This window comes from Metapseudomonas boanensis (assembly GCF_018704125.1).
GTDB classification, from domain to species: domain Bacteria; phylum Pseudomonadota; class Gammaproteobacteria; order Pseudomonadales; family Pseudomonadaceae; genus Metapseudomonas; species Metapseudomonas boanensis.
Map to the genome: position 1 here is coordinate 354,769 of NZ_JAGTIS010000002.1, position 20,332 is coordinate 375,100.

18 protein-coding genes and 1 pseudogene are annotated in these 20,332 nt (G+C 63.1%); 11 read left to right on the forward strand and 8 right to left on the reverse strand.

Going from position 1 to position 20,332, the window contains the following annotated elements:
- The first annotated feature begins 58 nt into the window (after positions 1-58).
- From arcD to arcC, 4 genes are all read left to right on the forward strand, one after another.
- On the forward strand, positions 59-1,486 hold the full coding sequence (arcD, locus tag J7302_RS05690; protein WP_215371639.1) for an arginine-ornithine antiporter: 1,428 nt from the start codon (positions 59-61) through the stop codon (positions 1,484-1,486).
- A 19-nt stretch (positions 1,487-1,505) separates the two neighbouring features.
- Positions 1,506-2,756: an arginine deiminase gene (gene arcA / locus J7302_RS05695; RefSeq protein WP_215371641.1), complete on the forward strand. Its 1,251-nt coding sequence runs from the start codon at positions 1,506-1,508 to the stop codon at positions 2,754-2,756.
- A 92-nt stretch (positions 2,757-2,848) separates the two neighbouring features.
- Positions 2,849-3,859, forward strand: coding sequence for an ornithine carbamoyltransferase (locus J7302_RS05700; RefSeq protein ID WP_215371642.1), 1,011 nt, complete (start codon positions 2,849-2,851; stop codon positions 3,857-3,859).
- 167 nt (positions 3,860-4,026) lie between these two features.
- The gene (gene arcC / locus J7302_RS05705) at positions 4,027-4,953 is read left to right on the forward strand and encodes a carbamate kinase (protein ID WP_215371644.1); all 927 of its coding nucleotides are present in this window, start codon (positions 4,027-4,029) and stop codon (positions 4,951-4,953) included.
- Here arcC and J7302_RS05710 read toward each other — a convergent pair.
- On the reverse strand, positions 4,944-5,159 hold the full coding sequence (locus tag J7302_RS05710; protein ID WP_215371646.1) for a hypothetical protein: 216 nt from the start codon (positions 5,157-5,159) through the stop codon (positions 4,944-4,946). The two genes, arcC and J7302_RS05710, sit on opposite strands and share 10 nt — an antisense overlap.
- A gap of 110 nt (positions 5,160-5,269) precedes the next feature.
- On the opposite strand from J7302_RS05710, the gene J7302_RS05715 reads away from it, so the two are divergent.
- Entirely contained in the window at positions 5,270-7,177 is a 1,908-nt protein-coding gene (locus J7302_RS05715) for a beta-ketoacyl synthase (protein ID WP_215371648.1), read from the forward strand.
- 166 nt (positions 7,178-7,343) lie between these two features.
- Here the strand turns inward: J7302_RS05715 and cysQ are convergent, their stop codons facing one another.
- Complete coding sequence (cysQ, locus tag J7302_RS05720) at positions 7,344-8,165, reverse strand: 3'(2'),5'-bisphosphate nucleotidase CysQ (protein ID WP_215371650.1); 822 nt, start codon at positions 8,163-8,165, stop codon at positions 7,344-7,346.
- Positions 8,162-8,728 carry an ADP compounds hydrolase NudE gene (gene nudE, locus J7302_RS05725; protein WP_215371653.1) on the reverse strand — a complete coding sequence of 189 codons (567 nt, stop codon included), beginning with the start codon at positions 8,726-8,728 and terminating at the stop codon, positions 8,162-8,164. The genes cysQ and nudE overlap by 4 nt, the downstream gene beginning before the upstream one ends.
- A 131-nt stretch (positions 8,729-8,859) precedes the next feature.
- On the opposite strand from nudE, the gene yrfG reads away from it, so the two are divergent.
- On the forward strand, positions 8,860-9,522 hold the full coding sequence (yrfG, locus tag J7302_RS05730) for a GMP/IMP nucleotidase (protein WP_215371656.1): 663 nt from the start codon (positions 8,860-8,862) through the stop codon (positions 9,520-9,522).
- A 35-nt stretch (positions 9,523-9,557) separates the two neighbouring features.
- On the opposite strand, the gene lysM is transcribed toward yrfG, so the two are convergent.
- On the reverse strand, positions 9,558-9,998 hold the full coding sequence (gene lysM / locus J7302_RS05735; RefSeq protein ID WP_215371658.1) for a peptidoglycan-binding protein LysM: 441 nt from the start codon (positions 9,996-9,998) through the stop codon (positions 9,558-9,560).
- A gap of 136 nt (positions 9,999-10,134) precedes the next feature.
- Here lysM and J7302_RS05740 point away from each other — a divergent pair, with 136 nt between their 5' ends.
- The 5 genes from J7302_RS05740 (at position 10,135) to J7302_RS05760 (ending at position 15,920) form a co-directional block, all read left to right on the forward strand.
- Positions 10,135-11,037 carry a LysR family transcriptional regulator gene (locus tag J7302_RS05740; RefSeq protein ID WP_215371661.1) on the forward strand — a complete coding sequence of 301 codons (903 nt, stop codon included), beginning with the start codon at positions 10,135-10,137 and terminating at the stop codon, positions 11,035-11,037.
- A 208-nt stretch (positions 11,038-11,245) separates the two neighbouring features.
- Complete coding sequence (gene fdhD / locus J7302_RS05745) at positions 11,246-12,091, forward strand: formate dehydrogenase accessory sulfurtransferase FdhD (protein WP_215371663.1); 846 nt, start codon at positions 11,246-11,248, stop codon at positions 12,089-12,091.
- Positions 12,088-14,409: an FdhF/YdeP family oxidoreductase gene (locus J7302_RS05750; protein ID WP_215371666.1), complete on the forward strand. Its 2,322-nt coding sequence runs from the start codon at positions 12,088-12,090 to the stop codon at positions 14,407-14,409. Before fdhD ends, J7302_RS05750 begins: the two co-directional genes overlap by 4 nt.
- A gap of 468 nt (positions 14,410-14,877) precedes the next feature.
- Complete coding sequence (locus J7302_RS05755) at positions 14,878-15,363, forward strand: hypothetical protein (RefSeq protein WP_215371668.1); 486 nt, start codon at positions 14,878-14,880, stop codon at positions 15,361-15,363.
- Between the two features lie 170 nt (positions 15,364-15,533).
- Positions 15,534-15,920, forward strand: coding sequence for a hypothetical protein (locus J7302_RS05760; protein ID WP_215371670.1), 387 nt, complete (start codon positions 15,534-15,536; stop codon positions 15,918-15,920).
- A gap of 347 nt (positions 15,921-16,267) precedes the next feature.
- On the opposite strand, the gene sstT is transcribed toward J7302_RS05760, so the two are convergent.
- From sstT to J7302_RS05780, 4 genes and pseudogenes are all read right to left on the reverse strand, one after another.
- The gene (gene sstT, locus J7302_RS05765; RefSeq protein WP_215371672.1) at positions 16,268-17,515 is read right to left on the reverse strand and encodes a serine/threonine transporter SstT; all 1,248 of its coding nucleotides are present in this window, start codon (positions 17,513-17,515) and stop codon (positions 16,268-16,270) included.
- Positions 17,516-17,834: 319 nt separating this feature from the next.
- On the reverse strand, positions 17,835-18,272 hold the full coding sequence (locus J7302_RS05770; protein WP_215371674.1) for an acyl-CoA thioesterase: 438 nt from the start codon (positions 18,270-18,272) through the stop codon (positions 17,835-17,837).
- Between the two features lie 22 nt (positions 18,273-18,294).
- Positions 18,295-19,458, reverse strand: a complete 1,164-nt coding sequence (locus tag J7302_RS05775) for an iron-containing alcohol dehydrogenase (protein WP_215371676.1) — start codon at positions 19,456-19,458, stop codon at positions 18,295-18,297.
- A 33-nt stretch (positions 19,459-19,491) separates the two neighbouring features.
- Positions 19,492-20,179 (reverse strand): annotated as a pseudogene (locus tag J7302_RS05780) (acyl-CoA dehydrogenase C-terminal domain-containing protein); the annotation flags it as partial.
- Between the last annotated feature and the right edge of the window lie 153 nt (positions 20,180-20,332).

The following is a 20,332-nucleotide window of genomic DNA, read 5'->3' on the forward strand; positions in this document are numbered from 1 at the left end:
CGCGCCCCTCACTCCGAGCGCTCAATTGGCCAAGTTCCTACTCCAGATGGAGGTTTAGATGTCAGATTCTGCTGAGAAACTAAAGCTTGGTGCTCTAGTTGCGCTCGTGGTTGGCTCGATGGTGGGAGGAGGAATATTCTCACTGCCACAGAATATGGCCGCCAGCGCCGATGTGGGCGCCATCCTGATCGGATGGGCAATCACTGCGGTCGGCATGCTCACCCTGGCCTTCGTCTTCCAGACGCTGGCCAACCGCAAGCCCGACCTCGACGGCGGGGTCTACGCCTATGCAAAAGCCGGTTTCGGCGACTACATGGGCTTCTCTTCGGCGTGGGGTTACTGGATCAGCGCCTGGATCGGCAACGTCGGCTACTTCGTACTGTTGTTCAGCACCCTTGGCTACTTCTTCCCGATCTTTGGCGAGGGCAACACGCTCGCAGCCATCATCGGCGCCTCGATTGTGCTCTGGGGCGTGCACTTCCTGGTACTACGAGGTATCAGGGAAGCGGCGTTCATCAACCTGATAACCACTGTCGCCAAGGTGGTGCCGCTGTTCTTGTTCATCCTCATCTGCCTGTTCGCCTTCAAGCTGGACATCTTCACCGCCGACATCTGGGGTGCAATGAACCCGGACCTGGGCAGCGTGATGAACCAGGTTCGCAACATGATGCTGGTCACTGTCTGGGTGTTCATCGGCATCGAGGGTGCAAGCATCTTTTCCGCCCGTGCTGAAAAGCGCAGCGATGTGGGCAAGGCCACTATCCTCGGCTTCGTCATCGTGCTGCTGCTGCTGGTGCTGGTGAACGTCCTGTCGCTCGGCATCATGACCCAGCCGGAACTGGCCAAACTGCAGAACCCGTCCATGGCGGCCGTGCTGAAGCATGTCGTCGGTGACTGGGGTGCGGTGTTGATCAGCGTTGGTCTGGTGATCTCCCTGGCGGGTGCGTTGCTGTCCTGGGTACTGCTCTGCGCCGAGATCCTCTTCGCTGCGGCCAAGGACCACACCATGCCGGCCTTCCTTCGCAAGGAGAACGCCAAGCAGGTACCGGCCAACGCCCTGTGGCTGACCAACGCCATGGTGCAGTTGTTCCTGATCGTCACGCTGTTCAGCGCCGGCACCTACCTGTCGCTGATCTACTTGGCGACCTCGATGATCCTGGTGCCTTACCTCTGGTCTGCCGCCTATGCCGTGTTGCTGCCAATTCGCGGAGAGACCTACGAGCAGGACACCAGCGAGCGCAACAAGGACCTGGTCATCGCGGCCATCGCACTGATCTACGCCATTTGGCTGCTGTATGCCGGCGGCGTGAAGTATTTGCTGCTCTCCGCCCTGCTGTATGCCCCGGGCGCGATCCTGTTCGCCATGGCCAAACGGGAAGTTGGCCAGCCAATCTTCACCAATGTCGAGAAGCTGATCTTCGTCGCCGTGGTAATCGGCGCAGTCGTAGCGGGCTATGGCCTCTACGACGGCTTCCTGACCCTGTAACTCGTAAGGAGACCCTGCCATGTCCAAAGTCAAACTCGGCGTTCATTCCGAAGCCGGTAAATTGCATAAGGTAATGGTCTGCTCGCCGGGCCTCGCGCACATGCGCCTGACGCCCAACAACTGCGACGAGCTGCTGTTCGATGACGTGATCTGGGTCAGCCAGGCCAAGCGCGACCACTTTGATTTCGTCACAAAGATGCGCGAGCGTGGCGTCGAAGTCCTGGAAATGCACAACCTGCTCACCGACATCGTGCAGATCCCGGAAGCTTTGAAGTGGATACTCGATCGCAAGATCACCCTGGACCAGGTTGGCCTCGGCCTGACCAACGAAGTGCGTTCCTGGCTCGAAGGCCTGGAACCGCGCAAGATCGCCGAATTTCTCATCGGCGGGGTCGCCGGCTCCGACCTGCCGGACAGTGAAGGCGCCAGCGTCATCAAGATGTACCGCGACTACCTGGGCCACTCCAGCTTCATCCTGCCGCCGCTGCCCAACACCCAGTTCACCCGTGACACCACCTGCTGGATCTATGGCGGCGTGACCCTCAACCCGATGTACTGGCCGGCACGGCGCCAGGAGACCCTGCTGGCCTCTGCCATCTACAAGTTCCACCCGGAATTCACCAACGCCGAGTTCGAAGTCTGGTACGGCGACCCGGACACGGACCACGGCATGTCGACCCTGGAAGGTGGCGACGTGATGCCCATCGGTAACGGCGTGGTGCTGATCGGCATGGGCGAGCGCACCTCGCGCCAGGCCATCGGCCAACTGGCGCAATCGCTGTTCGCCAAGGGCGCGGCCCAGAAGATCGTCGTCGCCGGCTTGCCGAAGTCCCGCGCCGCGATGCACCTGGACACCGTGTTCACCTTCTGCGACCGCGACCTGGTCACCGTCTTCCCGGAAGTGGTCAGGGAAATCGTGCCCTTCGTACTGCGCCCGGATGAAAGCCGCCCCTATGGCATCGATATCCGTCGCGAGGAGAAGAGCTTCATAGAGGTAGTCGCCGCGTCACTCAACCTGAAGAAACTGCGCGTGGTGCAGACCGGTGGCGACGCCTTCGAGGCCGAGCGCGAGCAATGGGACGATGGCAACAACGTGGTCTGCCTGGAGCCCGGCGTGGTGGTCGGTTACGACCGCAACACCTATACCAATACCCTGCTGCGCAAGGCTGGCGTCGAGGTGGTCACCATCAGCGCCAGCGAACTCGGCCGTGGGCGTGGCGGCGGCCACTGCATGACCTGCCCGATCCTGCGCGACCCGATCGACTACTGATCTGACCATTCCCCCTCTCCCTCCGGGAGAGGGGTCGGGGGGTAAGGGAGGCCCTGCCCCTGCGCCGAAGCATCGTTGAAGGAGAAAGAGTCATGGCGTTCAACCTGCATAACCGTAACCTGCTCAGCCTGTTACACCACAGCACCCGCGAGCTGCGTTATCTGCTGGACCTGTCGCGCGACCTGAAGCGCGCCAAATACACCGGCACCGAACAGCAACACCTCAAGCGCAAGAACATCGCACTGATCTTCGAGAAGACGTCCACCCGTACGCGCTGCGCCTTCGAGGTCGCCGCCTATGACCAGGGCGCCAACGTCACCTACATCGACCCGACGTCCTCGCAGATCGGCCACAAGGAGTCCATGAAGGACACCGCCCGCGTACTCGGACGCATGTACGACGCCATCGAGTACCGCGGCTTCAAGCAAGAGATCGTCGAAGAATTGGCCCAGTACGCCGGGGTCCCCGTGTTCAACGGCCTGACCGACGAATACCACCCGACCCAGATGCTTGCCGACGTGCTGACCATGCGCGAGCACAGCGACAAGCCACTGCACGACATCAGCTACGCCTACCTTGGCGATGCCCGCAACAACATGGGCAACTCCTTGCTGTTGATTGGAGCCAAGCTCGGCATGGATGTGCGCATCGCCGCACCGAAGGCGCTGTGGCCGGAGGATGATTTCGTCGCCCAGTGCAAGAAATTCGCCGAAGAGAGCGGCGCACGCCTCACCCTCACCGAAGATGCGAAGGCCGCGGTCAAAGACGTCGACTTCATTCACACCGACGTATGGGTCTCCATGGGCGAGCCCGTGGAAGCCTGGGGCGAGCGCATCAAGGTACTGCTGCCCTATCAGGTGAACATGGAGCTGATGAAGGCCGCCGGCAACCCGCGAGTGAAGTTCATGCACTGCCTGCCCGCCTTCCATAATAGCGAGACCAAGGTTGGCAAACAGATCGCCGAGCAGTATCCGAACCTGAAGAACGGTATCGAGGTCACCGATGACGTCTTCGAGTCGCCGTATTGCATTGCCTTCGAGCAGGCGGAAAACCGCATGCACACCATCAAGGCGATCCTTGTATCGACTCTGGCTGATATCTAACCCGGACCCTCCCCTCTCCCGGCAGGAGAGAGCCGGGGTGAGGAAACTGCATCACGCACTGCGTAGGGTGGAAAAGCCACGACGTGGCTTTCCATCGCGGCCCCGCCCTGGTGGAGGAAGAGCGCCATCCACCCTACGCCACTTGCCCCTGACCAAGGAGAATTGCTATGCGAATCGTCATCGCATTGGGCGGCAATGCCCTGCTACGTCGCGGCGAAGCCATGACCGCGGAAAACCAGCGCGACAACGTGCGCATTGCCTGTGAGCAGATTGCCAAGGTAGCCCCGGGCAACGAACTGGTGATCGCCCATGGCAATGGCCCGCAGGTGGGTCTGCTGGCCCTCCAAGGCGCCGCCTACGACGCTGCCAACCCCTACCCGTTGGACGTACTCGGTGCCGAGACCGAAGGCATGATCGGCTACATGATCGAACAGGAACTGGGCAACCTGCTCCCCTTTGAAGTGCCCTTCGCTACCATCCTCACCCAAGTCGAGGTGGACCCGGCAGACCCCGCCTTCCAGAAACCAACCAAGCCCATCGGGCCGGTCTACACGAAAGAGGAAGCCGAGCTCCTGGCCAAGGAGAAAGGCTGGAGCATCGCCCCTGATGGCAACAAATTCCGCCGCGTGGTGCCGAGCCCGCGACCGAAGCAGATCTTCGAGATTCGCCCGGTCAAGTGGCTGCTGGAGAAAGGCACGGTGGTGGTCTGCGCCGGCGGAGGCGGCATCCCGACCATGTACGACGGTGGCAAGTTGAAGGGCATCGAGGCGGTGATCGACAAGGACCTCTGCTCGGCTCTGTTGGCCGAGCAACTGGACGCTGACCTGCTGGTGATCGCCACCGACGTGGACGCCGCCTACATCGACTGGGGCAAGCCAACCCAGAAAGGCATCGCCCAGGCCCACCCGGACGAATTGGAACGCCTCGGCTTCGCCGCTGGCTCCATGGGCCCGAAAGTCCAGGCCGCCTGCGAGTTCGCCATCAAGACAGGTAAAGCCGCGGTTATCGGCGCCCTGCCGGACATCGAGGCTATCGCCCGCGGTGAGGCCGGCACCCGCGTGAGCACGGCAAAACCTGGCATTACCTATCGTTGAGCCAACAACAGGGCCGCCTTGCGGCCTTTGGCAAATGAATTCGCCCCCAACAGGGTGAGCCGCTTCTTCGTGGGGGCGTATTCTTTTGCCATGCGGGTCAAAGAACCGCCCATCAACTCGCCCTCAAATGACCAAAGGAGTGACTTGATAGTCACGCCCCGCGTCAGGTAGACATCCCAATATATTTGAGCTGCCACCTGGCTCATGCCACCTGGCCCGTGACACTTGTCGCTGCGAATCCGCCACTAGAGCGGCCAAACACGCACCGCAGTGCACCCGCCGGCATGAGATGGTCCATTTGAGGAGTTCCTGAGTGATGTCCCGACTACCAGTCATTGTGGGTTTTGGTGGCTACAACGCAGCAGGGCGTAGTTCGTTCCACCACGGTTTCCGCCGCACCGTGATCGAGACCCTGGAACCGCAGGCACGCCAGGAAACCCTGGCCGGCCTGGCAGTGATGATGAAACTGGTCAGCGTGATCGATGGCCAGTACCGCAGCGCCGAGGGCCAGGCTCTGTCGCCGGCCGATATCGAGGCCCGCTACGCGACACAAATCCTCGACTCCACCCTGGTGCGCCGCGTCGAGAAGCAACACCTGGACGTCGACGCCGCCTATTGGCAGAAAAACGTCACCGCCTCCGCCATCGACGGCCAGGCCCTTTCCTTCACCACCCAACGCAAGCAACTGCCCGAGCCGCTCCCGGCCAACTGGTCGGTGGAGACGCTGGAGAATGGCGAGGTCAAAGTATCCATTCACGAGCGCTGCGACTTCAGGGTCGACAGCTACCGCGAGCTGCCGGTGAAGTCCGCCGGCCAACTGCCGACCGGCTTCGAGCCGGGCGAGCTCTACAACTCGCGCTTCCATCCGCGCGGGCTGCAGATGTCCGTCGTAGCTGCCACCGATGCCATCCGCTCCATCGGCCTGCCCTGGCAAACCATCGTCAACCATGTGCAACCGGACGAGATTGCCGTGTTCTCGGGCAGCATCATGAGCCAGCTCGACGAAAACGGCTTCGGTGGCCTGATGCAGTCGCGCCTCAAGGGCGGACGAGTTACCGCCAAGCAGCTGCCGCTGGGCCTGAACACCATGCCCGCCGACTTCATCAATGCCTACGTGCTGGGCAGCGTGGGCACAACCGGCAGCGTCACCGGCGCCTGCGCCACCTTCCTCTACAACCTGCAAAAGGGCATCGAGCTCATCACCTCAGGCCGTGCTCGCGTCGCCTTGGTGGGGAACGCCGAAGCGCCAATAACCCAGGAGTGCATCGAAGGCTATGGCGCCATGGGCGCCCTGGCCACCGAGGAAGGCCTGCGCCAGGTTGGTGGCCGTGAGGAGGTGGACTTCCGCCGTGCCAGCCGTCCGTTCGGCGAGAACTGTGGTTTCACCCTGGCCGAATCCAGCCAATATGTGGTGCTGATGGACGATGCCCTGGCCATCGAGTTGGGCGCTGATATTCACGGTGCGGTGACCGATGTGTTCATCAACGCCGACGGTTTCAAGAAATCCATTTCAGCTCCCGGCCCAGGCAACTACCTGACCCTGGCCAAGGCCGTGGCCAGTGCCACCCAGCTGATCGGCGCGGATGGCGTGCGCCAGCGCAGCTTCGTCCACGCCCACGGCTCCAGCACCCCGGCCAACCGCGTAACCGAATCCGAACTGCTGGACCGCGTTGCCGCTGCTTTCGGCATCGAGGAGTGGCCGGTTGCCGCCGCGAAGGCCTTCGTCGGTCACTCGCTGGCCACCGCCAGCGGCGACCAGGTGATCTCCGCCCTCGGTACCTTCAAGTACGGCATCCTGCCGGGCATCAAGACCATCGACCGGGTAGCCGACGATGTGCACCGTGATCACCTCGCCCTCTTCACCCGCGACCAGGTGCTGGGCGAGCGCCAACTGGACGTCTGCTTCGTCAACTCCAAGGGCTTCGGCGGCAACAACGCGACCGGCGTGCTGATCTCCCCGCGCCTGGTCGAAAGCATGTTGCGCAAGCGCTACGGCGAAGCCACCTTCGCCGCCTATTGCGCCAAGCGCGAGGAGACCCGCGCCAACGCGCAGGAATACGACCGCCGAGCCCTGCAAGGTCAGTTCGACATCATCTACAACTTCGGTAACGACCTGATCGATGAGCAGTGCATCGAGCTCAGCAGCGACGGCATCCAGATACCTGGTTTCGCCAAGCCGCTGATGTTCAAGAAAGACGAGCGTTTCGCCGACATGCTGGATTGAGCCACGGTCTTCCATCTCCCGCAGGGAGAGGCGACAGGCTGAAGGAATTGTGTGGGTGCGAAATCATTCGCAAAGCAGGCCACAGGCCTGCCTTCCCAGCCCATGAGGGACCGCTAGGCGGTCCTTTGCGAATGAATTCGCACCCACAGGCGATCGAACTGCGGAATCAGTCCAGCGCCCGTGCCAGTTGGATCAGCTCTGCACGCCATTCGGCTGCGACCGGCAGGGCAAGGAAGGACGGGTTGAGGAAATCCTCACGGGCCTCATAGGTCAACGCGGTGCCGGCCAGATCAAGCACCTCGCCCCCCGCCCCTTCGAGCACCCCCTGTGCGGCGGCAGTATCCCACTGTGATGTCGGCGCCAGACGCGGGTAACAGTCGGCGGTGCCTTCGGCCAGCAGGCAGAACTTCAACGAGCTGCCGATGTTCGCCAGCGCCAGATCACCAAACAGTTCGCCCAACCCATTCAGCAAACGCTCCTGCGCGGGGCTGGAATGGCGACGACTGGCGACTACCGTAAAGGCCTCGTCCGGTGCAATGCGAACGCTGATTTCATGCGCCTGCTCCGCCGGCTCGGCGCGCCAGGCGCCCAGGCCAGCACCGCCGTAATAGCAGCGCCCGCCCACCGGCATGCCGACCACGCCGAACACCACGCGTCCCTGCTCGATCAGCGCTACGTTCACAGTGAACTCGTCAGTACCGGCGATGAATTCCTTGGTGCCATCCAGCGGGTCCACCAGCCACCAGCGATGCCAACCCTTGCGCTCGGCCAGCGGAATGTCTGCCGCCTCCTCGGAGAGCACCGGGATACTGGGGTCAAGTGCCCGCAAGCCGGTATCCAGGATCAAGTGCGCGGCCAGGTCAGCTGCGGTCACAGGCGAGGCATCGACCTTTTCGGTCACGGTCAGCTCGCTGCGCCAATAAGGCAGGATGGCTTCACCGGCCTGGCGTACCAGATCGATGACGGCAGGTACGAGTGGGTGGTTCATGGTTTGAACTCTCCGCGCTGGCTGAGGATATCGCGGGTCAGATAGAGCGCCGCCAGGGCACGGCCTTCGCTGAACTGCTGGTGCTGGGCGAGGCTCGACAACTCGCGCAGGCTGATGCGATCGACCCGCAACGGTTCGGGCTCATCGCCCGGCAGGCTTTCTTCATAGAGGTCGCGGGCCAGCACCACCTGGATTCTCTGGCTCATGTAGCCTGGCGACAGCGACAGCTCGGTCAGGTGCTCCAGTTGGCGAGCACCGAATCCGGCTTCTTCCTTGAGCTCGCGATTGGCAGCCTCCAGCACGTCCTCACCGGGCTCGATCAGCCCCTTGGGCAACGAGAGCTGGTAGTCATCGGTGCCGGCACAGTACTCCTCCACCAGCAATACATGCTCGGCATCCGCCAGGGCCACCACCATCACGGCGCCATATCCGGTGCCCTGCCCCACCAGACGTTCGTAGGTACGCTCGACGCCATTGGCGAAGCGCAACTGCAACTCCTCGACGCGGAACAGGCGGCTGCTGGCGACGATTTCGCGGGCGAGCACCGTGGGCTTCTGACGCATAACGAACTCCTTGGCATGACCGGCGGGTTATCATACCCCGCCTTTGGCCATTGTCCCCGCCAGAGATTGTTTGGTGGCGACGGCCAACCCTGCAATTGCGACAGCCCCCACACAGCGGTCCTGTATCTCCTATGCCCCAACTGCCCTGGCCTGAAATCGACACCGTGCTGCTCGACATGGACGGCACTCTGCTCGACCTGCACTTCGACAACCACTTCTGGATGGAATACTTGCCGCAGCGCTACGCCGAGCACCACGGCATCAGCCGCGAACTGGCCGACGCCGAGTTGCTGCCGCTGTTCCGCGACAACGCCGGCCAGCTCAACTGGTACTGCACGGATTTCTGGAGCCGAGAGCTTGCCCTGCCGATCCGCGACCTCAAGCGCGAAGTGGCTCATCTGATCGCCCTGCGCCCGGGCTCTGATCTCTTCCTTGCTGCCCTGCGCCGCGCCGGCAAGCGCGTAGCGCTGATTACCAACGCCCATCGCGATTCGCTGTCACTGAAGATGGAGCGGGTGCAACTCGCGCCCTGGTTCGACCGGCTGATCAGCTCCCACGACTATGGCTTCCCCAAGGAGGACCAGCAGTTCTGGGACGCCCTGCAGCAAGACTTCGGCTTCGACCCGGCACGCAGCCTATTCATCGACGATAGCCTGCCAATCCTGCGCAGCGCCCGGCAGTACGGCATTGGCCACCTGCTGGCCGTGCGCGAACCGGACAGCCGCAAGGGGCCGAAAAACACCGAGGAGTTCGCTGCGGTGGACAGCTACCACACGCTGGTCGAGGGGCTGTAGCGAGACTGCCCCGCCCGTGCTGCGCAGCCTCGGCCCTACTCGGGGATGCGCAGCACCTGCCCTGGGTAGATCTTGTCGGGATGCGCGAGCATCGGCTTGTTGGCCTCGAAGATCTTCATATAGGCGTTGGCGTTGCCGTACTCAGCCTTGGCGATGGCGCTCAAGGTATCGCCCTTTTTCACCGTCACGAAGCGTGCAGGAACGGTAGCCGGTGCATTGACGGTGATGTGGTCCTCGACCTCACCGACGCCTTCAACGTTGCCCAGCGCCAGAAGAATCTTCTCCTTCTCTTCCTGAGTGGCGACTTCCCCGCGTACCACCACCTTTTCGCCTTCTACCGATACCTGGATCGCCGGGTTGCCCAGACCCACCTTGGCCACATGCTCCTTCAGCGAATCGGCGGCTTGCGCTTCCTGCCCGACCAGTGATTCCCACAGCTTGACTCCTGCTTCTTTGACAAAGGTGAAGATGCTCATGACGGCTCCTCTCGTTCCTCAGGGGAAACAGGCGCAGATGCGCCCGGGAGGTGCAAGTCTAGACGGCCGTTCCAGACTCTCTGGAGGACCTGCCCAACGGTGATGGCTAGAATGCTCAGGCACCCAAGGAGGCGGCATGGACATCAAGCAACTGAAGTTCCTCATCGCACTGGAGGAAACCCGCCACTTCGGCCAGGCCGCCGCGCGCTGCCACGTCACCCAGCCGACGCTGTCGATGCGCCTGCGCAGCCTGGAGGAAGAGCTGGGTCTGGAGCTGGTGATCCGGGGCCAACGCTTCGAAGGCTTCACCGATGCGGGCCAGCGTGTACTGGCCTGGGCTCGCACCCTACTCGCTGCCCACGATGGTCTCTACGCCGAAGCCGCCGCCTGCCGTGGCCAGTTGGTCGGCACCTTGCGCCTGGGCGTAGTGCCGCTGGCCGGCTTCGACCCAATGCGCCTGGTGAACGCCTTTGCAAGGCAGCACCCGAGCCTGCGCTTCCAGCTGTTCTCCCTCAGCTCCGAGCAGGTGCTCGAGGGCCTGGCGCGCAACCAGCTGGACCTGGGTCTGTCCTACCTGGATCGCCTCGACCGCGAGCACTTCGAGAGCCTGGAACTGGCACAAACGCGCATGGGCCTGCTGCACGACCGGCGGCATTTCACCTTCGACGATGCACCATTGGCCTGGGAAAGCCTGGTCGACCTGCCGCTGGGCCTGCTCTCGGGCGGCATGCACTTCCGCCAGTCCATCGATCACGGCTTTCGCAGCCGTGGCCTGTCGCCCCAGCCAAGGCTGGAGACCGACGCCGTCCATCAACTGCTGCAAGCCGTCAGTGCCGGCCTGTGCTGCGCCATCATGCCGCTCGACAGTGGCCTCGACGACTTCACCGAACACCTGGCCCTGACGCCCATTGCGGACGCTCGCACCCTGGCGCCGTTGGGCCTGATCCTGCGCCGTGGGGCGCCGCGCTCGGCGCTGGCGGATGCGTGTTTTGGGGAGGCAAAGGCGCTATTGGATCGACCCCTAACCCAGCCGCTGTAGGAGCCAGCTTGCTGGCGAGCCGCCCCGAGCACGCCCCTCCCAGTTCGCGAGCAGGAACTCGGCGCCCCCCGAGCCCCTACTGCGTGCTCATGACAGGTTGCTCCACGAACGATAGATACCATCGATCACCACATCGGAACCAACGATTAGACGCCCATGCCAGACAGGCCTAGGATGGCTAGGTCAATTCGTCGCAGGGGCACCCGCCATGCCACGCCCAGGCGCCAAACGCCATCTTTCCGCCGTTTCCATGCCTCCTCCGCCAATGGGCTATGCCTATGCCGAACTGGACCAGCCAGCCTGCGTCAAGGATGCGGTGTTGGCGGAGGAGTGCGCCCTGGCCATCGCCTATAACGGCATCAGTCATGCCGTGATGATGGTTTCCCCCAGCGCACTCGAAGACTTCATCACCGGCTTCAGCCTGAGCAGCGGCATCATCCAGTCCATCGACGAGATCTATGACATACAGATCCACGGTGAAGGGACGGCACTGCGGGCCGATGTGCAGATCAGCAACCGCGCTTTCTGGTCGCTCAAGGAGCAGCGCCGCCAACTGGCAGGCACCACGGGCTGCGGCCTGTGCGGAGTAGAAGCCCTGGAGCAGGCACTGCCCAACCTGCAATCTCTGGTTCCGGCGCCACTGCCTCCGGCCGAGCACCTGCACGAACTGCGCCCCCGCATTGCCGCCGCGCAGGACCTGGCTCGCCACAGCGGTGCCCTGCATGCCGCACTCTTCGTCGATGCGGCGGGCGAACTGCACCTGTGCCGGGAAGACATCGGCCGGCACAACGCCCTGGACAAGCTGATTGGCGCCCTGCTGCGCGAAGGCATCGAGCCTCGTGAAGGCTTTGCCGTGGTCACCAGCCGCTGCAGCCTGGAACTTATCCACAAAGCGGTGCGCGCCGGCCTGGCCACCCTGGTCAGCCTCTCGGCGCCCACCACCCTCACCGTGCAGTGGGCCCGCCAGCATCACCTCAACCTCATCCACCTGCCCCACCACAGCGCACCCCGGGTCTACAGCCCTGCGCCGCCACCACAAGCCACGATCGAATGAGCCTTCAACCCGCACGACCCCGCTACAAGCCTTACACGGGTGCAGCGGCCGGATGGGGCGCGCTGCGCAGCGTGACCCGCTTCTGGCTGGACAGCAAACAGCCGTTCAAGAACCTCCGCGCCCTGCTCAAGACCAACCAGAACGGCGGCTTCGACTGCCCCGGCTGCGCCTGGGGCGACTCGCCCGAAAACGGCCGGATCAAGTTCTGCGAAAACGGCGCCAAGGCGGTCAACTGGGAGGCCACCAAGCGCGGTGTGGGTGCAACTTTCTTCGCCCGCTACAGCGTCAGCGAGCTGCGCCGGCAAAGCGATTACTGGCTCGAATACCAGGGCCGCCTGACCCAGCCGATGCGCTACGACCGCCAGACTGACCACTATGTGCCGGTCAGCTGGGACGAAGCCTTCGCCCTGATCGCACGCCACCTGCACAACCTGGAGAGCCCTGACCAGGCCGAGTTCTACACCTCGGGCCGGGCCAGCAACGAAGCCGCCTTCCTCTATCAACTGTTTGTCCGCGCCTTTGGCACCAACAACTTCCCGGACTGCTCGAACATGTGCCACGAGGCCAGCGGCGTCGCCCTGGGCCAAAGCGTGGGCGTCGGCAAGGGCAGCGTCACCTTCGCCGACTTCGAGCATGCCGATGCCATCTTCGTCTTCGGCCAGAACCCCGGCACCAACCATCCACGGATGCTGGAGCCACTGCGTGAGGCAGTGAAGCGCGGCGCCCAGGTCGCCTGCTTCAACCCGCTCAAGGAGCGGGGGCTGGAACGTTTCCAGCACCCGCAGCACGCGTTCGAAATGCTCAGCAATGGTTCAAGGCCGCTCAATACCGCCTTTTTCCGCCCAGCCCTGGGTGGCGACATGGCGGCCCTGCGCGGCATGGCCAAGTTCCTGCTGCAATGGGAGCGCGAGGCCCAGTCCAAGGGTGAGGCGGCGGTGTTCGACCACGCTTTCATCGCCGAGCACACGGAGGGCGTCGACGCCTACCTGGCACAAGTGGACGCCACACCCTGGGCGCAGATCGAGCAGCAATCCGGGCTGCGCCTGGACGAGATCGAATGCGCCGCGCGCCTCTACCGCGACGCAAACCGCGTGATCATCTGCTGGGCCATGGGCTTGACCCAGCATCACCACTCGGTGCCGACCATCCAGGAAATCGTCAATCTGCAACTGCTGCGCGGCAATGTCGGTCGCCCGGGCGCGGGGCTGTGTCCGGTCCGTGGCCATAGCAATGTGCAGGGCGACCGCACCATGGGCATCAACGACCGGCCCCCAGCCGCCCTGCTGGATGCGCTGGAGCAGCGCTTCCAGTTCAGGGTGCCGCGTGAGCATGGCCACAACACCGTGGAAGCCATCAACGCAATGCTCGAAGGCCACTCCAAGGTCTTCATCGGCCTTGGCGGCAACTTCGCCCAGGCCACCCCGGACAGCCCACGCACCCACGCCGCGCTGCAGCACTGCGCGCTGACCGTGCAGATCAGCACCAAGCTCAATCGCAGCCATCTGACCACCGGGAACGACGCACTGATCCTGCCGTGCCTGGGCCGCACCGACATCGACCGGCAGGCGGAAGGCCCACAAGCAGTGACGGTGGAAGACTCCTTCAGCATGATCCATGCGTCCTACGGCCAACTCGAACCGCTGTCCGCCGAAATGCGCTCGGAGCCTGCCATCATCGCGGGCATCGCCAAGGCCGTTCTGGGCAACCACCCCGTGGACTGGGATGCGCTGATCGGCCACTACGACCGAATTCGCGAGCTGATCGCCGATACCATTCCAGGCTTCCACGACTTCAATCGCCGTGTGCAGCACCCAGGCGGTTTCCACCTGGGAAACTCGGCCGGTGAACGCCGCTGGAGCACCGCCAACGGGCGCGCCAACTTCGCTCCTCATTCGCTGCCGCAAAGCCTGCTGCACGAGAAGGTCCGCGAGACCGGCGAACAACCCGATCTGATCCTGCAGACATTGCGCTCCCACGATCAGTACAACACCACCATCTACAGCCTGGATGACCGCTATCGTGGCGTGCGGGGACTGCGCGAAGTGGTCTTCGCCAACGCCGACGACATCAATCGCCTAGGCTATGAGCCAGGACAGAAGGTGGACATGGTGTCGTTGTGGGCCGATGGCGTGGAGCGCCGGGTGTCAGGCTTCACCTTGCTGGCGTACGACATTCCACCGGGCCAGGCGGCTGCCTATTACCCGGAGACGAACCCGCTGGTACCGCTGGACAGTTTTGGTGAGGGCAGCTTCACGCCGACTTCCAAATTCGTCGCCATCCGCCTGGAGCCAGCACGGGATACAGGCCGCATTCTCTGACGGAGCGACCGTCAGAGAAATTTCCCCTGCATTCATTCGCCAGGGGTGCCCGGCAGCCCCTGGGCATCCATCCGAAAGGGCCACGGCCTGCCTGGTAAATTAATTCGCCTTCAGAATCCCCCTATATCTTCTGAGCCATTAAAGGCCGGGGTTAGATCGAAGTAATTAAATAAGTTCCGAACAACACTTAACTAAAATGAAACAAATTGAAACGCCAACTCAATGCGTATATAAAGTGCAAACACGCCACACACTCTTCAAGGCACTTTGCCAGCATCAGGCAGCCTGAAAGCACAAGGAAAACCGGAGGTTAACGACCTGTGACCGCGCTAGGCAAAAAAAGTTCTGTCATAATAAAACCCAATTAAAAATATATAAAAAATTGGTGTTTTTCGTCGGCCTCCACTTGCGCAAGTTAATTCCCACAGTAAATATCGCCTCACCAAAACCAATGAGGCGACCCTCACCATGAAGTACACCTCGATCCTTCTTCTGTCTCTTGGCCTTGCCAGCGGCAGCGTCTTCGCAGGCGGCAATACCGAAGCCGGTGTTGGCGGCGCGCTAGGCGGGGTCCTGGGTTCTGTGGTCGGTAATGCCGTAGGCGGCAGCACCGGCGCAGCCATCGGCGCCGGCGTAGGTGGTGCCGCAGGCGGTGCAGTAGCCGCCCCGCGCCGCAACCGTACTGAAGCCGCCATTGGCGGCGGCCTGGGCGCGGCCGGCGGCCAAGTCGTCGGCCGCTCCATGGGCGGCACCACGGGCGGCCTGATCGGCGCGGCCCTCGGTGGCGGCGCCGGTGGTGCACTGGGCAATGAATACGGCGACAGGAATCGCTATGACGATGACGACTGGGACGACGATGGTCATCGCCACTACCGCCGTGCCTACCGCGACCATCCGGGCCGAGGCCATGCCTGGGGCCATCGCAAGCACAAGCACCGTCACTGGGACGATTGATCAACATGACCAACCGAAAAAGCCCGCATCCAGCGGGCTTTTTCTGCGGGCTGAGGCCTGGTCGAGCGACGGCCGGCCCCCTGCCGATTCCATAATCCGACCTGCGTCATGGATGCCCCGGAGAAGCCGCGGGACCATGGACTTCCCCTTCGAAATGGAGACTTAGCAAGATGCGCAAAGCAGTAACCGCCCTCGCCCTCAGCCTGCTGGCGACCCAAGCCGTCGTGGCTGGTGAGACCACCAACAACGCCATCGGTGGTGGCCTCGGCGGTGCCCTGGGCAATGTCGTCGGCAACGCCATCGGCGGTGGCACCGGCGCAGCCATCGGTGCAGGCCTCGGCGGTGCCGCTGGCGGCGCCATGACTGCGAAGAGCGGCCGCAAAACCGAAGCGGCGATTGGTGGTGGCCTGGGTGCTGCAGGTGGCTCGGTGGTCGGCCGCTCCCTCGGCGGCTCTACCGGCTCCGCCATCGGTGCGGGCCTTGGCGGGGCAGCGGGCGGCGCTATCGCCACCGAACTGAGCAAGGGCGGCAGCCACCGCAAGCATCGTCACGACTGATCGATGCGCACACAAAAAGCCCGGCATTTGCCGTAAAGCTGTTCACATAAGAAAAACGCCGCTTTTCCTTCAGCAGGAGGGCGGCGTTTTTGGTTTTACATCATCACGAAGTTGTTTCTGTTGGGCAGGTATCTCTCGTAGGAGCGAGCTCTGCCCGCGAACCCGCCTCCTTCGCGAGCAGAGCTCGCTCCTACGGGGCCTCCAGCTTGGTAGCCCGGATTCATCCGGGCTACGAGGTGGCAGACTGCTCCGAAGGCCCGTCACGCCCCTCCTCATATGCGCTGCCGCCAATGCCTAAGTGAACAGCATTACGGCATTTGCCGGGCTTTTTCATTGCAGCGCAGTTCTCAGCCGATCTGACAGGCCTGCTGCTGGGCCAGCGTATCGCCATTGGCTTCGCAGGCCGCCGCGGTGAACAGGACATCAGTCGAGGAGTTCAGCGCTGTTTCGGCGGCATCTTGCAGGACGCCGATGATGAAGCCCACGGCCACGACCTGCATGGCCACCTCGCTGGGGATGCCGAACAGGCTGCAAGCCAGCGGGATCAACAGCAACGAACCACCGGCCACGCCGGAAGCGCCGCAGGCACAGATGGAGGCTACGATGCTCAACAAGATGGCGGTGGGGATGTCGACCGCAATACCGAGGGTATTCACCGCCGCCAGGGTCAGCACTGTGATGGTGATGGCGGCACCGGCCATGTTGATGGTCGCACCCAGCGGGATGGACACTGAATAGGTGTCTTCATGCAGGCCAAGCTTTTCGCACAGCTGCAGGTTGACTGGGATATTGGCCGCCGAACTACGGGTGAAGAACGCCGTGATACCGCTTTCGCGCAGACAGGTCAGCACCAGCGGATAAGGGTTGCGGCGAATCCTCCAGAATACGATCAGCGGGTTCACCACGAAGGCAACGAACAGCATGCAGCCGATCAGCACGACCAGCAGGTGCAGATAACCGAGCAATGCATCGAGGCCGCTCTCGGCCAGGGTGCTGGCCACCAGGCCGAAGATACCGAGGGGCGCAAAGCTGATCACCACTTTGACGATCAGTGAAACGCCATGAGACAGGTCGCTGAAGACGTTGCGAGTGGTCTCGCTGCCATGGCGAATGGCGATGCCCAGGCCAATGGCCCAAGCCAGGATGCCGATGAAGTTAGCCTCCATCAGGGCCTTGACCGGGTTGGCTACTACGCTGGAGAGCAGCGTCAGCAGGACCTCGGAAATGCCCGCTGGTGGTGCGACGCCAGTGGCGGCGGTATCCAGCGCCAAGGTGGAGGGGAACAAACTGCTGGCCAGCACAGCGACCACCGCCGCAGAGAAAGTGCCGATCAGGTAAAGCATCAGGATCGGCCGGATATGGGTGCGCTCGCCCTGTTTGTGGTTGGCGATAGCCGAAGTCACGAGGATGAACACCAGCACCGGCGCCACAGCCTTCAGGGCTGAGACAAAGAGGTTGCCGAGAAGGCTGACGGACCTGGCCGCCTCCGGCGAGAACAGCGCCAGCAAGATGCCAGCCACGAGGCCAATGATGATCCGAGTCACCAGGCTGGTGCATTTCAGGCGTTGCAGGATGGAGCCTTTTTCATGGGTCATGGCAGATACCGCTGAACAAGGGGTCGCGTCATGGAGGCGACCAAATGGGGTCATTGAATCCTGATAGCGCCTCTCGCTCGCTGCCGTAGATCAAACGAAAAGAGAAACCCGCGCCGCAGGGTGGATCACCCTGCAGTCTTGGGGGCGTTTCAGGTTTGGCGCGCATTGTGCGGGCTTGCGCCAAGGAAGGGTAGAGCGAGAGGACTATCGGTCCCACGGATGTCGCCATTTCGGCCGTTTCGGGTCGAACTGGTGAAACTTATCCACAAGAGCGACGGGAGCAAGAAGGGCAACTGTAAGAAACAAGCAGAACCTTGTCTCAGCCAGTAACCAGCAACTCCGTCAACGCCGCCCGCAATGGCTCGGGGATCGCCATCGGCCGGTTGCTGTCACGGTCCACGAAGACGTGGACGAAGCGTCCGGCGGCGCATGCCTCGCCCTCTCCCTGCTTGAAGATCGCCAGTTCGTACTGCACAGAGCTGTTGCCCAGCTTGCCCACCCGCAGGCCGACCTCGATGCGGTCGGGGAAGGCGATGGAAGCGAAGTAGTCGCAGGATGAACTGACCACGAAGCCCACTACCCCGCCCTCATGGATGTCCAGGCCGCCGCGCTCGATCAGGTAGGTATTCACCGCGCTGTCGAAGAAGCCGTAGTAGACCACGTTGTTCACATGGCCGTAGAGGTCGTTGTCGTGCCAGCGGGTGGTAATGGGCTGGAAATATCGATAATCGGCGCGCAGGTGCTGGGGTTGAGTCATCTCTGTTCCTTCTCGTAGCCCGTTAATAGGCCGCCTGGTAGATCGACAGCGCCTGGTGCTCGCTGACCTCGCGGGGATTATTCACCAACAGCCGTTGCTGCTGCATGGCATCGTGAGCCAGTTGCGCCAGGCTGTGTGCCGGCACGCCAGCATCCCGCAGGCGCGTCGGCAGGCCGCTGCGCTCGCTGAACTCGGCCAGCGCGACGATCAGCTGCTCAGCGAGGCAGGCTGCATTGCCGGGACGAAGCCGGCGGCCCAGCACAAGCGGTGCCAGCTCGGCATAGAGTGGTGCAGCCACCTCGGCGTTGAAGCCCAGCACGTGGGGCAGCACCAGCGCATTCGACAGCCCATGGGGAATGTGGAAGCGCCCGCCCAGCGGATAAGCCAGCGCATGCACGGCCGACACTGGAGCGTTGGCGAAAGCCTGGCCAGCCAGGCAGGCGCCCAACAACATGGCCTGGCGTGCCGCCCGGTTGCCGCCGTTGCGTACCGCCTCGTCCAGATTGGCCGCCAGCAAGCGCAACGCCTCGCGGGCCAGCAGGTCCGATAGGGGATTCTTCTTCAGCTTGCTGGTGTAGGCCTCGATGGCATGGACCATCGCATCGATGCCGGTGGCCGCCGTGACCGCAGGCGGCAGGCCGAGGGTAAGGTCGGCATCAAGTACTGCCAGGTCTGGCAGCAGCAGGGGCGAGACGACACCGAGCTTGGTGGTTCCGCTTGTGGTGACGATGGCGATCGGCGTCACCTCCGAGCCCGTGCCTGCGGTGGTGGGCACCTGGATCAACGGCAAACGTTTACCCTTGGCATTACCGACGCCGTAGAGGTCCGCCAGGGCCTGGCTACAGTCCGGATGGGCCAGCACGGCCACCAGCTTGGCAACGTCCATCGAACTGCCGCCACCGAACCCCACCACCAACTCAGCACCCAGCGCCCTGGCCAGTTCCACGGCTTGCATGACCACCGCCTCGGGCGGATCAGCCCGGACCTGGTCGAATACCGCCACCGAGACATTGGCCGCGACGAAGCCCGGGAGGATGTCGTCAAGCATCCCGAGGTGGGTGATGCCGGGGTCAGTGACGATCAACACCCGCGAGCCGCCGCGCTCGCGACTCAAGTCGGCCAGACGCAGGGCTGAGCCGGACTCACAAAGCAACTGGGCGGTGGTGGCGAAGCTGAAGGGCTGCATGGGGCGCTCCTTTTCTTGTTCGGGTTGATCTGGTCAGAAGGCGAAGTGCGCCTCGGGCAGCGCCATCAGGCACTCAGCACCGCCCAGCAGGGCCTCGCGGTGGCTGCTGGCGCGCGGCAGCACGCGACGTATGTAGAGCACTATGCAGCTTGGCCTGGTAGAAGTCCGCATCACCGCTTCCGGCCTCCAGCGCCGATTGGGCACAGGCAGCCGCCTTCAACCACAACCCAGCTAGCAACACATAGGCCGAGTACTGGAGGAAGTCCACCGAACAGGCACCGATCTCTTCCGGGTTCTCGCGAACGCGGTCCAGCACGGTCGCGCCGAGGGTGCGCCACTCCTGCAGGTGCGCCAGCACGGCACCGGCCAGCTCCTCGCGGTCGCATTGGCCTTCGGCAATCGCGGCCAGCTCGTCCTGCAGGGTCGCCAGCTCTGCACCACCGTCGCGCATCAGTTGCTCCATGCCCTACTCACTGATGAAACCGTGGCCGCCATAGACCTGCACGCCGAGGCTGGCGACTTCCTGACCCATGTCGGTGAAGAAGGCTTTGACGATAGGGATCAGGAGGGCCGACCGGCGGCCAGCGGCCTTTCGCCCTGCTTCGTCGGGGTGGCCATGCTCAAGGTCGAGTTGGCGCGCGCAATACAGGGCCAACATGCGGCTCCCCTCGACCAAGATCTTCTGGGTCAGCAGCATGCGCCGTACATCCGGATGGTGGATGCGCCTGGGATCACTGAATCCTCCTCTTCTTGTTCTTCGGGTCCGCCCCACGTAGGAGCCAGCTTGCTGGCGAATCCGGTGCGAGGCTTCGCGAGCAAGCTCGCTCCTACATCGCTCCACCGCGATCGCAACCGCCTCATCACAAAGCCGTCC